The organism is Streptomyces sp. NBC_01264, assembly GCF_026340675.1.
In the GTDB taxonomy this organism is placed as follows: Bacteria; Actinomycetota; Actinomycetes; order Streptomycetales; family Streptomycetaceae; genus Streptomyces.
On sequence record NZ_JAPEOX010000001.1, the window covers coordinates 2,528,519 to 2,542,057 of the forward strand.

The 13,539-nt window shown below is 71.2% G+C and carries 9 protein-coding genes; 6 read left to right on the forward strand and 3 right to left on the reverse strand.

The window, feature by feature from the left end:
- Positions 1-83 precede the first annotated feature (83 nt).
- Positions 84-1,601, forward strand: coding sequence for an MFS transporter (locus tag OG435_RS11585; protein ID WP_430625611.1), 1,518 nt, complete (start codon positions 84-86; stop codon positions 1,599-1,601).
- A gap of 105 nt (positions 1,602-1,706) precedes the next feature.
- On the opposite strand, the gene OG435_RS11590 is transcribed toward OG435_RS11585, so the two are convergent.
- Together OG435_RS11590 and OG435_RS11595 are read right to left on the reverse strand one after the other, a co-directional pair.
- Complete coding sequence (locus OG435_RS11590; protein ID WP_266876746.1) at positions 1,707-3,359, reverse strand: amidohydrolase; 1,653 nt, start codon at positions 3,357-3,359, stop codon at positions 1,707-1,709.
- Positions 3,360-3,494: 135 nt separating this feature from the next.
- Positions 3,495-4,892 (reverse strand): purine-cytosine permease family protein, encoded by a 1,398-nt coding sequence (locus OG435_RS11595; protein ID WP_266876747.1) that lies wholly within the window; start codon positions 4,890-4,892, stop codon positions 3,495-3,497.
- Between the two features lie 215 nt (positions 4,893-5,107).
- On the opposite strand from OG435_RS11595, the gene OG435_RS11600 reads away from it, so the two are divergent.
- The gene (locus OG435_RS11600; protein WP_266881644.1) at positions 5,108-5,665 is read left to right on the forward strand and encodes a TetR/AcrR family transcriptional regulator; all 558 of its coding nucleotides are present in this window, start codon (positions 5,108-5,110) and stop codon (positions 5,663-5,665) included.
- Between the two features lie 136 nt (positions 5,666-5,801).
- Here OG435_RS11600 and adhE read toward each other — a convergent pair whose 3' ends face one another.
- Complete coding sequence (gene adhE, locus OG435_RS11605; protein ID WP_266876748.1) at positions 5,802-8,438, reverse strand: bifunctional acetaldehyde-CoA/alcohol dehydrogenase; 2,637 nt, start codon at positions 8,436-8,438, stop codon at positions 5,802-5,804.
- Between the two features lie 300 nt (positions 8,439-8,738).
- Here adhE and OG435_RS11610 point away from each other — a divergent pair, with 300 nt between their 5' ends.
- From OG435_RS11610 to OG435_RS11625, 4 genes are all read left to right on the forward strand, one after another.
- On the forward strand, positions 8,739-9,641 hold the full coding sequence (locus tag OG435_RS11610; protein ID WP_266876749.1) for an alpha/beta fold hydrolase: 903 nt from the start codon (positions 8,739-8,741) through the stop codon (positions 9,639-9,641).
- A 569-nt stretch (positions 9,642-10,210) separates the two neighbouring features.
- Positions 10,211-10,375, forward strand: coding sequence for an FxSxx-COOH cyclophane-containing RiPP peptide (fxsA, locus tag OG435_RS11615; RefSeq protein WP_254384685.1), 165 nt, complete (start codon positions 10,211-10,213; stop codon positions 10,373-10,375).
- Between the two features lie 29 nt (positions 10,376-10,404).
- Positions 10,405-12,687 carry a radical SAM/SPASM protein FxsBH, inactivated beta-hydroxylase extension form gene (gene fxsBH / locus OG435_RS11620; protein ID WP_266876750.1) on the forward strand — a complete coding sequence of 761 codons (2,283 nt, stop codon included), beginning with the start codon at positions 10,405-10,407 and terminating at the stop codon, positions 12,685-12,687.
- On the forward strand, positions 12,684-13,535 hold the full coding sequence (locus OG435_RS11625) for an aminoglycoside N(3)-acetyltransferase (RefSeq protein ID WP_266876751.1): 852 nt from the start codon (positions 12,684-12,686) through the stop codon (positions 13,533-13,535). Before fxsBH ends, OG435_RS11625 begins: the two co-directional genes overlap by 4 nt.
- Positions 13,536-13,539 lie beyond the last annotated feature (4 nt).

Here is a 13,539-nt window from a genome sequence, read left to right on the forward strand (position 1 = left end):
CTTCTCTCTTGCCGCGCGGTCCGCGCACCCGGCTTTGACAACCTACCGCCACCACTTTACCTTCATGGTGGAATTACTTCACCATGGAGGTATCTGGCGTGCGTGACCCGTCCCCCACCCCTGACGATTCGACCGGGCCCTACCGGTGGCGATGGCTGATCCTGGCGGTGATGATCGTCGCGGAGATCATGGATCTCCTGGACGCCTCGATCGTCAACGTCGCCGGGCCCGACCTGGAGAGATCACTCGGTGCCGGTTCCGTCGGACTGCAATGGGTGATCGGCGGCTACGCCCTCACCCTGGGCGCCGGGCTCGTGCTCGGCGGCCGGCTCGGCGACCGCTACGGCCGGCGCCGGATGTTCCTGATCGGCCTGGCGGCCTTCACCGCGGCCTCGCTGCTGTGCGCGATCGCACCGAACATCGAGTCGCTGATCGCCTTCCGCCTGCTGCAGGGCACCGCCGGAGCGATGCTGCTGCCCCAGGGCCTGGGCCTGCTGCGGGAGAACTTCTCCGGCCCCGAACTCACCAAGGTCTTCGCGATCTTCGGACCCGTGCTCGGCCTGGGCGGCATCATCGGCCCGGTCCTGGGCGGCTTCCTGATCGAGGGCGACTTCTTCGGCCTGGGCTGGCGGTCGGTGTTCCTGATCAACCTGCCCATCGGCATCACGGCACTGGTCATCGCCGCGAAGTTCGTCCCCAGGAAGGCTGGCGACCGCACCGTACGGGTCGACATGACCGGCGCCGCCCTGGTCATGGCGTCCTGCGCCCTCCTGGTCCTGCCACTCAACCAGGGGCAGGAGAACGGCTGGCCGCTGTGGACCTGGCTGTCCATGGCCGCCTCGGCGATCGGCTTCGCCCTCTTCGCCCTCCAGCAGCGCCGCACGGCCGCCGCGGGCCGCGAGCCGCTGGTGACCCCGGGCCTGCTGCGCAAGCCGGCCTTCACCGTCGGACTCGGCGGCATCGCCCTGTTCTTCGGCGGGCTCATCGGCACCCAGCTCGTCCTGACCCTGTTCCTGCAGATCGGCCGGCACTTCACCGCCGGCGCCGCGGGACTGGGCAACCTGCCCCTCGCGGTGGGAACCGCGATCGGCGGCGCCATCAGCGGCGCGTTCCTCGCGGACCGGATCGGCCGCAAGGTGCTGCAGATCGGACCGCTGGTCCAGCTGGCCGGCGCGGCCGTGCTGTGGTTCGAACTCGATGCCCTCGACGCCGCCTCGTTCTCGATCTGGGACATCGTGCCCGGCACGGCGGTGGCGGGCATCGGCGCCGGCATGGTGATCGCCGCCCTGTTCAGCTTCGTCCTGGCCGCGGTCGACGACGACGAGATCGGATCCGCCTCCGGCGTCCTGTCGGCGGTCCAGGCGGTCGGCGGCTCCATCGGCGTCGCGGTCTTCGGCTCGGTGTTCTTCGCCCGGGCCGAGACCGGCGACTTCACCGGCGGCTTCCACCGCGCGCTGATCGTCCAGGCATGCCTGCTGGTGGCCTTCCTCGCGATCACCTTCCTGCTGCCCGCGAAGAGCCGCCCCGAAGAGGAGCCGCATGGCACCACCCCCGACACCGCGGCCGACGGCTCCGGCACCCAGCAGCGCCTCAACGCCTGAGATCCGTCCGGGGACCGCGCGCACCGAGCGGCCCCCGGACGGACCGCGCGGCCGGCCGCGCGCCGTACCACGCACCGGGGCCGCCCGGCCGGACGTTGCGCCCGCCTACCCGGCCCGGTGGACCACCTCGCCCGCGACCACGACCGTTTCGGCCACCGTTCCGGGGATCTGCTCCGGGGCCACCGCGAGGATGTCGCGGGACAGCACCACGAAATCGGCCGCCTTGCCGACCGTCAGCGAACCCCGGTCCTGCTCCAGGAAGTTGGCGTAGGCGGAGCCCATCGTGTAGCCGTACACCGCCGTCCGCGCGTCCACCGTCTCCTGCTCCTGCCACGGGTCGCCGCCGCCCAGCGGGCGCCGGGTCAGCGCCGTGTAGATGCCGATCATCGGGTCCATCTCGGCGACGTTCCAGTCGCTGGAGAAGGCCAGGACCGCGCCCGCCTCGGCGAGGCTCCGCATCGGCCACGCCTTGTGCCAGCGGCCCTCCCCCACGTTCTCCGCCCAGTCCTGGCCCGGACCGGCGATCTCGGGCGCGCAGTGCCGGGGCTGCATGCAGGCCACCACGCCGAGCTGCTCGAAGCGCGGTACGTCCTCGGGATCCAGGCATTCCACGTGCACCACCTGGTGGCGGGCATCGCGCGGGCCGTTCACCGCCCTCGCGTGCTCGACGGCGTCGAGGACGGTGCGGATGCCCCGGTCGCCCGTGGCGTGGACGAAGCACTGGAACCCGCGCGCGTCCAGCCGGGCGAGGAGCTCGGCGAACTCCTCCGCCGGGTAGAAGGTCTCGCCCCGGTGCGCCCCGCAGCCGGTGTACGGCTCCAGCAGCGCGGCCGTGCGCGGCTCCACCACGTCGTCGATGTAGAGCTTGAGGGGGCCGACCCGGAAGCGGTCTCCGGCATGCACCTTGGCCGCCGCCTCGAAGAGGTCGAGGTCCTCCTCGGTCGTACCGCGCGGGTGGAACAGCGCGGCGACGATCCGCGAGCGCAGCTGGCCCTCGGCGCGGGCCCGGTCGTACAGCTCCAGGTCGTCGAGGGAGTTCTGCGGCTCCACGACGGTGGTGATGCCGAAGCCGATCGCGTCGTCGAGGCTCTTGGCGAGGCGCCCGTACTGGCGGTCCGGGGAGGCCCATGGCACGCCCAGGTCGCGCAGGGCGCGGTGGCCGTCGCGGGAGAGCCCCTTGATGGCGAAGTCCTTGACGAACCCGGTGGGTTCGCCGGTCTGCGGGTCCACGGCGGCCGTACCGAAGGGCAGGTCGGTACGGTCCTTCGCGACCCCGAGCCGGCGCATGGCCGCCGTGTTCAGCCAGGCCGTGTGGACGTCGTACGAGAGCACGATCGCGGGGACGTCCCCGGTGACCGGGTCCAGGTCGGCGGCGGTGGGCATGCGCCCGCCGGGGATCGCGGAGTAGTCGAAGGCCTCGGCCTCGATCCACTCCGCGTCGGGGTTGGCCTCCCGCCACTCGCCGATCCGGTCGAGGATCGCCTCGAGCGTCCGCACTCCGGCGAGCTGCACGCACGCGTCGTCGGAGCCGAGCCGGACGTGGTTGTGGGCGTCGATGAAGCCGGGCAGCACCAGCCGGCCGCCCGCGTCGATCCGCTCGGTGCCGGGGCCCGCCCACTCGGCGGCCTCCGCGTCCGGGCCGACCCAGACGATCCTCCCGCCGCGCACGGCGAGGGCCTCGGCCTCGGGCAGCTCGGGGTCGACGGTGTGGATGCGGGCTCCGGTGAGGAGGAGATCGGCGGGGGCGGGGTGCGACATGGGGTGGTGCTCCTGTGCAGAGGGGGTACGGAGAGAGAGGCGGCCGGGAGCCGAGGCTCAGGCCGGCCGGGAGGGCCGGGAAGGCGGCGGAAAGGGGCCAGAGGAGCCGGGAAGGCCCGGGCAGACCCGGCAGGCCTAGGCGGCCGGCGCGTACGCGGGCACCCGCCGGGCGAGGGCCCAGTACGTGAGCCCGGAGACCACCGAGCCGAGCAGCGTGAGGTCGGCGCCGCCGAGCGGGGCCACGAGCGGCCCGGTCCACAGCTCGGAGTCGCAGGTCAGGGCGGCGAAGGCCATCCCGGCGAGCAGGGCGGCCATACCGGCCGGGTGGTAGCCGGAGCGGTACCAGTAGGCGCCCCCGCTCCCGGCGTGCAGCGCGTCGGAGTCGTAGCGGCAGCGGCGCAGCAGCATGTCGGCGAGGAAGACGCCGCCCCAGGGGGCGAACACGATGATCAGCAGGGAGAGGAAGGACAGCAGCGAGGTGGTGAAGTCGGTGAGGAAGAGCGCGGCGAGCGATCCGGCGGCGGTGACCGCGGCGCTGATCACGATGGCGCGGGCCCGGCTCCACGGGATGCCGAGGACCTGGAGGTTCAGACTGGAGGAGTAGAGCGTGATGATCGAGTTGGTCACGGAGCCGCCCAGGACCAGGGCCAGGAACAGCGGCTGGAACCAGCCGGGGAGCAGGCTCTCGGCTCCGGCGACGGCGTCGGTCATATCCGTCTGGGTGGCGGCGGCCACGCCGGCGATGCCGAGGGCGACGGAGGAGACGAACCCGCCGAGCGCGCCCATCCAGGTGATCGACTTCAGCGAGGTGGTGCGGGGCAGGTAGCGGGTGTAGTCGGCGGGCATCGGCAGGTACGAGAAGGGCCCGGCGAGCATCACGACGAAGGCCAGGCTCCAGCCGGACAGGCCCGGGGCCAGGGCGCCGGCCGGGGCGGTGGTCTCGGTGCCGGGGAGGACGAAGACCAGCAGGGCGCCGAAGCCGACGGCCAGGACGTAGGCCATCCAGCGCTCGGCGAACTGCACGGTGGCGTGGCCCCACATGGCGACGGCGAAGGTGAGCGCGAGGGTGATGCCGAGCGCGAGGGCCCGGATCAGGGTGCCTTCGCCCAGGCCGACCTCGGCGAAGAAGACCTCCAGCGCCAGGGTGCCGACGACGGTGTTGACGATGGTGTAGCCGATGCTCACCACCCAGTTGAGGACGCCCGCAGGCCAGTTGCCCCGTACGCCGAAGGCGGCCCGGGAGATGACCAGGGTGGCGGTGCCGGTGCGGATGCCGCTCAGGCCGGCGGCGCTGACCGCGAAGAAGGACAGCCCGCTGATCACGACCACCGCGGTGGCCTGCCAGAAGCTGAGGCCGAAGGCGACGGCGAGGGCTCCGTTGATCACGTAGGTGAAGGTCAGGTTCGAACCGAACCAGAGCCAGAAGAGGTCCTTGGCATCGCCGTGGCGCTCGGCGTCGGGGATGGGGTCGATGCCGTGCGTCTCGACTCTGAAGACCTCGTCGACGTCGGCCGTCGTCTCCTGGTGTGCCATGCGCCTTGCCCCTGACCTTCGACCCGGTGAACCCGTGAACAGACCTTGAACATCGTTCTAAGTTCTTGAATGGCATTCAAGATGCGCTCCCGACCCGGACCCCGTCAAGACCCTGTCCGGGATAGGGTCGGCCCACGAAGATCGGGAAGGCGGCACGGGTGGCGGGAGCGGCGGGAGCGGCACGGCGGCGCGACGGGCGGATCGCCCAGGAGCGGATGCTGGAGGAGGCCATGACGGCCATCGCCGAGGACGGGCTGGCGACGCTCACCATGTCCGCGCTCGCCGAACGGCTCGGCACCAGCGGCGGCCACATCCTGTACTACTTCGGCAGCAAGGACCGACTGCTGCTGGCCGCCCTGAACTGGAGCGAGCAGCAACTGGCCACGGAGCGAGCACAGTTGCTGAGCCGCAGGGTCACCGCCCACCGCAAGCTCGCGCTCTTCCTGGAGCTCTACCTGCCCCGCGGCCCCCGCGATCCGCGCTGGACGCTGTGGATCGAGCTGTGGGCCCGCATCCCCTCGAACGAGCCGCTGCGCGCCGCCCAGCAGGAGATCGACGACGGCTGGCAGCGGGACCTGGAGGCGCTCCTCGCCAAGGGGGTGGAACAGGGCCGCTTCGCCGCCGCCCTGGACGTCCCCGCCCGGGCCTCGGAGCTGCTGGCGCTGCTGGACGGGCTCAGCACCCGGGTGGTCCTGGGCGAGCGCGGGGCCGACCGGGCCACCTCCCTGGAGCGCGCCCGCTCGGCGGCGGCCCTGCTGATCCCGCACACCTGAGCCCGCACACCCGAGCCCGGCACCCGCGCCCGGCACCCGGCCCCGGCCGGCATCCGGACATGTGGAAAGCCCGCCCGGGCCTTAGCGTCCCGGGCGGGCTTTTCCGCTCCTTAGCGGAGGTTCTTCGGAAGAAGTGCTACTTCTTCTTGGCGGCGGCCTTCTTGGCCGGGGCGCCCTCGGCGTTGCCGTAGTACGCCTGGCGCATCAGCTGCTTCAGGTCGTCGATCATCGGCATCCGCGGGTTGGCGGGGGCGCACTGGTCGGCGTAGGCGTTCATGGCCTGGGTCGGCAGGGCCTCGATGAAGGCCTGCTCGTCCACGCCCTCCTCGGCGAAGGAGGAGGTGATCCCGCACTTGCTGCGGAGCTCCTCGACGGCCTTGGCGTAGGACTCGACGCCCTCGGCGGCCGTGGCGGCCGGCAGCCCCAGCATCTTCGCGATCTCCTGGAAGCGCTCCGGCGCCCGGTAGACCTCGGCCTTCGGCCACGGGGTGGCCTTGTGGGTGACCGTGCCGTTGTGACGGATCACGTGCGGCAGGAGCAGCGCGTTGGTGCGGCCATGGGCGACGTGGAAGGTGTTGCCCAGGGTGTGCGCCATGGCGTGGACCATGCCCAGGAAGGCGTTGGCGAAGGCCATGCCCGCCACCGTGGAGGCGTTGTGCATCTTCTCGCGGGCCTCGGGGTCGTTCGGACCGTCGACCACGCAGCGCTGCAGGTTTTCGAAGATGAGCTTGATGGCCTGGAGGCACAGACCGTCGGTGTAGTCGTTCGAGTACGCGGAGACGTAGGCCTCGGTGGCGTGCGTCAGGGCGTCGAAGCCGGAGTCGGCGGTCACCTTGGGCGGGAGGCCCATCGGCAGCATCGGGTCGACGATGGCGACGTTCGGGGTCAGCGCGTAGTCGGCGAGCGGGTACTTCTGGGCCGCGGCCGGGTCGGAGATGACGGCGAACGGGGTGACCTCGGAGCCGGTGCCGGAGGTGGTCGGGATCGCGACCATCTTGGCCTTCTCGCCCAGCGAGGGGAACTTGTAGGCGCGCTTGCGGACGTCGAAGAACTTCTCCTTCGTGTCGGCGAACTCCACCTCCGGGCGCTCGTACATCAGCCACATGATCTTCGCGGCGTCCATCGGCGAGCCGCCGCCGAGGCCGATGATCGTGTCGGGCTCGAAGTCGCGCATCATCGCGGCGCCGGCCTGGACGGTGGAGAGCTCCGGGTTGGGCTCGACGTTGTCGATGATCTGGATCGACACGGCGCCCTCGCGGGCCTGCAGGATGTCGACGACCTTCTGCACGAAGCCGATGGAGACCATCGTCTTGTCGGTGACGATCGAGACGCGGCTGATGCCGTCCATCTCACCGAGGTAGCGGATGGAGTTGCGCTCGAAGTAGATCTTCGGCGGGACCTTGAACCACTGCATGTTGGTGTTGCGCCGTCCGATCCGCTTGACGTTGATCAGGTTGACCGCGGTGACGTTGTTCGACACCGAGTTGTGTCCGTACGAGCCGCAGCCCAGGGTGAGCGAGGGGAGGAAGGCGTTGTAGACGTCGCCGATGCCGCCGAAGGTGGAGGGCGAGTTGGCGATGACGCGGATCGCCTTGACCTTCTTGCCGAACTCCTCGACGAGCTCCTCGTCCTCGGCGTGGATGGCGGCGCTGTGGCCCAGACCGTGGAACTCGACCATCGCGGCGGCCAGTTCGAGGCCGTGCTCGGTGTCGGAGGCCTTCAGGGCGGCCAGGATCGGGGACAGCTTCTCGCGGGTCAGCGGCTCGTTCTCGCCGACCTCGTTGCACTCCGCGAGGAGGATCGAGGCCTCGGCCGGGACGGTGAATCCGGCCTGCTCGGCGATCCACTGCGGGGACTTGCCGACGACCGCCGGGTTCAGCTTGGCGCCGTTGGCGTCGGCCGCGTAGGCGGTGGTGCCGAAGACGAACTGCTCCAGCTTGGTCTTCTCGGCGGCGGAGACCACGTGGGCACCGAGCCGCTTGAACTCGGCGAGGCCCGCTTCGTAGATCTCGGTGTCGAGGATGACGGCCTGCTCGGAGGCGCAGATCATGCCGTTGTCGAAGGCCTTGGAGAGCACGATGTCGTGGATCGCGCGGCCGAGCTTGGCGCTCTTGTGGACGTACGCGGGGACGTTGCCCGCGCCGACGCCCAGGGCCGGCTTGCCGCACGAGTACGCGGCCTTGACCATGGCGTTTCCGCCGGTCGCGAGGATGGTGGAGACGCCCGGGTGGTTCATGAGGGCTCCGGTGGCCTCCATGGAGGGGGCGGTGACCCACTGGACGCAGTCGGCGGGAGCGCCGGCGGCGACGGCGGCGTCGCGGACGATGCGGGCGGCCTCGGCCGAGCAGTTCTGCGCGGAGGGGTGGAAGGCGAAGATGATCGGGTTGCGGGTCTTCAGGGCGATCAGCGCCTTGAAGATCGTGGTGGAGGTCGGGTTGGTGACCGGGGTCATCGCGCAGACGACGCCGACCGGCTCGGCGATCTCCGTGATGCCGTTCAGCTCGTCGCGGCGGATGACGCCGGCGGTCTTGAGCCCGCGCATCGAGTTCACGACGTGCTCGCAGGCGAAGAGGTTCTTGACGGCCTTGTCCTCGAAGAGGCCGCGACCGGTCTCCTCGACCGCCAGCTGGGCGAGCTCGCCGTGCTGGCTGAGCGCGGCCAGCGAGGCCTTCTTGACGATGTGGTCGACCTGCTCCTGGTTGAACGACGAGAACTGGTCGAGCGCCTTGAGCGCCCCCTGGACCAGTCCATCCACCATCTCGTTCGCCTGCATGGCAGGAACTCCTTCATTTCGACTCAACCTGAACCGCTTTCCTGATGACTCAATTCGACACCCAAAAGCGGAAGCCGCGCCGCCGAAAAAGCCCTTATCCACCAGGTCGAAGTGCTGTTCACACCTGTTCACACCCCCTCCACCACCCCTCTGACCTGCATAGATACCTCAGGACCAAAGACCCCTGTGCGCTTGTGAAAACTTTCACAAGAATTTCTGACGAAGTGCGCCCTACCGCGCTCCTCCCCCAGCGAGCACAATCACCGTGACGAGTCGCGTCGACCGTGAGGGAGGGAGCGCGTGCGCAGTCAGGTGCGCGTCGCGGACGGACGGAATCTGACGGTGGAGCGCTGGGGCGACCCGCACGGCAAACCCGTTTTCCTGCTCCACGGCATGCCCGGCAGCCGGCTGGGGCCCGCCCCGCGGGGCATGGTCCTCTACCAGCGCCGGATGCAGCTCATCGCCTACGACCGCCCCGGCTACGGGGGCTCCGACCGCCATCCGGGCCGTACCGTCGCCGACGTGGCCACGGAGGTGGCCGCGATCGCCGACTCCCTGGGCCTGGACACCTTCGCCGTGGCCGGCCGCTCCGGCGGCGCCCCCGGCGCGCTGGCCTGCGCCGCCCTGCTCCCGCACCGGGTCACCCGGACCGCGGCCCTGGTCTCCCTGGCCCCCCGGGACGCGGAGGACCTGGACTGGTTCGAGGGCATGTCCCCCTCGAACATCCGGGAGCACTCCACCGCCGGACGGGACCCCGAGGAGCTCGCCGCCCGGCTGATCCCGCGCGCCGCCGGGATCGCCGAGGACCCCGGCCGGCTCCTGGACGAGCTGCGCCGCGAGCTCACCGACAGCGACCGCATGATCGTCGCCGACGCGGGGCTGCGGGCCATGCTGCTGCGCAATTACCGCGAGGGGGTCCGCACCTCCGCCTACGGCTGGATCGACGACGCCATCTCCTTCAGCAGCCCCTGGGGCTTCGACCCGGCCGACATCCGCTGCCCGGTGCTGATCTGGCACGGCGAGCTCGACGTGTTCTCCCCCGTCGGCCACTCCCGCTGGCTGGCCGGCCGCATCCCGGGCGCCACCACGAACATCGACCCGGCCGCCGCGCACTTCGCGGCCCTGCGCGCCCTGCCCGACGTACTGACGTGGCTGCTCAGGGAGGTGCCCGCACCTCCCCTCAACGAGCAGCAGCCGGCGTAGAGAGGGTTCGACCGACCGCGGGGTCACCGTCCAGGCCGGACACCAGCGCATGGGCGGCGACATCCCACCACCGATGCGCTCCCCGGATCTTCAACTCCGCACCCTGGCAAAGAAGTACGCGCTCCGGACCGGCGGAACCAGCGGCCTGAACGCCGTCCGCGAGGTCACCCTGACGGTCGACCCTCCCTCACCGGAGTCGACTGCCCCCGGTGAGGAGCGGCGAACGTGGAGACCGCATGGAGACATGGAGCGAGGTCAGAAGCCCGGAACCTGCCGCAGCACCGTCCCGCCGTCGCCGCCGTCGCGGGGTGACGGCAGGCGGCCGCGGCCGGCCTGTGAATAGAAAGGATCTTACCTTGAGGCAAACGGGCGAATGCCGGGCCCGAATGAATTCGATCATGTTTGCCACAGGCGCCCGATCGGCCCTGCACAGGACATCACTCTGTAACAACGGCCTGGGCAGTTCGGCACGCCGATCACCGATCGGGAAGGTAAAGTCCGCGCCAGACACTGGCTTCTCGCCAATGTCAACCCCTCCCATTCCCCATGACCTCCCCGAGGACGGCGTCATGAACACCTCCGCAACCCACCCGGCCAGCACCGTCACGGCCACCCGCGTCCCGCTCGACCGGATCGATGTCCGCGGTGCGCGCGCGGCCGCGACCCTGGGTCGCGTCCTCCCGACGGAATCCGGCCGAAAGGTTCAGACGCCCATCTTCAACTCTGCACTCTGACGACTAAGTCGGAGCTCTAGACTGGTGGAATGACCGGCCTGATCGCTTTTCGCGAGATCGTCCTGAAAGTTCACAGCAGATGCGATCTTGCTTGTGATCATTGCTATGTCTACGAACACGCAGATCAGAGCTGGCGCGCCCGGCCGAAGGTGATCTCCCCCGAGGTGATCGCACAAACCGCGTCGCGGCTCGCCGAACACGCAAGGACACACGCACTCCCCTCCGTCACGGTCATCCTTCACGGAGGGGAACCGCTTCTCGCGGGCACCGCCCGCCTCCGGCTCGTGTGCGAGGAATTCACCCGCGCCCTCGACGGCATCGCCGCCCTCGATCTGCGCATGCACACCAACGGCCTTCAGCTCAGCCGCCGTTACCTGGACCTCTTCGTGGAATTCGGCGTCAGCGTCAGCGTCTCCCTCGACGGGGACCGCGCGGCCAACGACCGCCACCGCCGCTTCGCCGACGGACGCACCAGCCACCCCCTGGTCCTGGCCGCCGTGGACCTCCTGCGCACCGAGCCCTACCGCCACCTCTACCAGGGCCTGCTCTGCACCATCGACGTGGCCAACGATCCCGTGGCCGTCCTCAACGCCCTCGTCGAACTTGCCCCGCCGCGCGTGGACTTCCTCCTCCCGCACGCCACCTGGCAGACGCCCCCGGTCCGCCCCGACGAGGCCCCCGACACCTACGCGCGCTGGCTGCTGCGGGTCTTCGACCACTGGGAGCGGCTCGGCCGCCCGGTCCCCGTACGGCTCTTCGACTCCCTGTTCTCCACCCTGGCCGGCGGTCCCAGCCTCACCGAGTCCCTCGGCCTCGCGCCCACCGATCTCGTCGTGGTGGAGACCGACGGGAACCTGGAGCAGGTCGACTCCCTGAAGAGCGCCTTCGAGGGGGCCGCCGCCACCGGGTTCAACGTCTTCGACCACGCCTTCGACCTGGTCGCCGCCCATCCCGGGGTCCGCGCCCGGCAACTGGGCCTGGCCGGCGTCAGCGACACGTGCCGCCGGTGCCCCGTCGTACGTTCGTGCGGCGGCGGGCTCTACACGCACCGCTACAAGGCCGCTCCGGGCGCGGAAGCCGCAGCGGAAGCCGCCGGGGACTTCGACAACCCCTCGGTCTACTGCACCGACCTGCGCGAGCTCGTCGACGGCGTGGAGGGGCGTACGAGCACCCGCGCGAGCGCGCCGGAACTGTCCGACCCCACCGAGCTGGCCGCCGCCCAGGAGCAGCTCACCCGGGACCTGCTCGCCCTTCTGAACGACCGCCGCACGGGTGATTCCGACTGGGACCGGGCCTGGGGGGTGCTGGGCGCCGTGGAGCGGGCCGGGCGGGCGGGCGCGGACGCGCTGGACGCCGTACTGGCCCACCCCTTCACCCGGACCTGGGTCATGGCCTGCCTCGACCCCGCGCAGGCGGGCCCCGCCGCCCCGCAGGCGGCCCGCAGGCTGACCGCACTGGCCGCCGCCGCCGTGCTGCGCGGCCGGCTCGACCTGCCCGCCGAGGTGCTCTACCGGGACGGCGAGGTGTACCTGCCGACGCTCGGCCTGCTGCGCCTGGGCGAGCCCGGCACCGAAGGGCGGGCCGCGCTGCGCGCCGCCGACGGGGGGTACGCCGTCCGCGAGGAGGGCCGCGCCGAGCACCGCTTCGGGCCCGGTGCCAGTGACGCGCGCTGGCAGCCCGTACGCACCTGGTCGCCCGGGCCGGACGCGGCCCCGGTGGCGCTGGAGGACCTGGATCCGCACCGCAACTGCTTCGCCCGCCCGCCCAGGCTGCGGCTCGGCGCCGGGGAGGCCGAGGAGTGGCGGGGGCGCCTCGACGCGGCGTGGGCGCTGCTGCACGCCTCGGTGCCCGAGTTCGCGCGGGCGGCCGCCACCGGGCTGACCACGCTGACCCCGCTCGCGGGCGGTCCGCGGACCGCCGACTGGGGCGAGGCCGGGCGGCACGGTCCGGGCGCGCTCGGAGTGCCGTACGCGGCGGGGGTAGCGGAGACCGCGCTCGCGCTGCTGACCGGGCGGCGGCGGGCCGGGCTCCAGGCGCTGACCGAGGTGGCCGACCTGTACGCGCTGGACGGGGAGTGGCAGCACCCCTCCCCGTGGCGCGAGCGCCCGGTCCCGGTGTCGCGGCTGCTGGCCGACGTCCACGAGCGGGTGGCCGTGGAGGCCTACCGGCGGGCCACCGCGGCGGCGGAGCCGGGCGGTCTCGACCGGATCAACCGGGCGCTGGACCGGCTGTCGGGGGCGGCGGAGCTGACGAGCACCGGCAAGCGTCTCGTGGAGCAGCTCCGCTGGGAACTGAAGGCGGTCGACGCGTGACGGGGGGCCCCGCCGGCCCCCTCCGGGGCCTCCCCGGCCCCCTCACCGGCCTCGCCGCCTCCCTCCGCGCCCTCGGTGTGCGCCCCGGCATGCGCCTCCTGGTGCACGCCTCGCTCCGCGGCACCGGCCTGCGCGCCGAGGAGCTGCGGGACGCCCTGCTCGCCGCCGTCGGGGCGGGCGGCACCCTCGCGGCGCCGGCCTTCACCCCGCAGAACTCCAAGTCCTCCACCGCGCACCTGGCACGGATCGCGGGCCTCTCCGAGGAGGGCGTACGGGCCTTTCGCGCGGGGATGCCCGCCTTCGATCCGGAGCACACCCCGAGCCACGGCATGGGGGTCCTCGCCGAGGCGGTGCGCACCGCCCCGGGAGCGGCCCGCAGCGGGCATCCGCAGACCTCTTTCGCCGCGGTCGGCGCAGGTGCCCGGGAACTGTGTGCGGGGCACCCGCTGACCAGCCATTTGGGTGAGGAATCACCCCTGGGAAAGATGTGCTGGGAGGGGTGGAAGGTACTCATGATCAATGTGGGATTTTCCGTATGCACCGCTTTCCATCTCGCGGAGTATCGAATTCCGAAGCCCCCCTTGCGCATGTACGAGTGTGTGGTGAAGGTGAACCTTCCGGGGTCTTCAGGGGGGCAGCCCTGTCACGGAAAAGAGGCGCCTAAGCGGGAAGGGTGGACCGCGTACGAGGACATCGCGCTGGATGACAGCGATTTCGCCGAGATCGGCAGGGCGTTCCCGGAAGACCGGATGCGCCGGGGGTGGATCGGCGGAGCATCGACCATGCTCTTCGCCCTTCCGCATGCCGTCGATCACGCGCTTGAATGGATGACCGAAAACAGACGCTGATTGA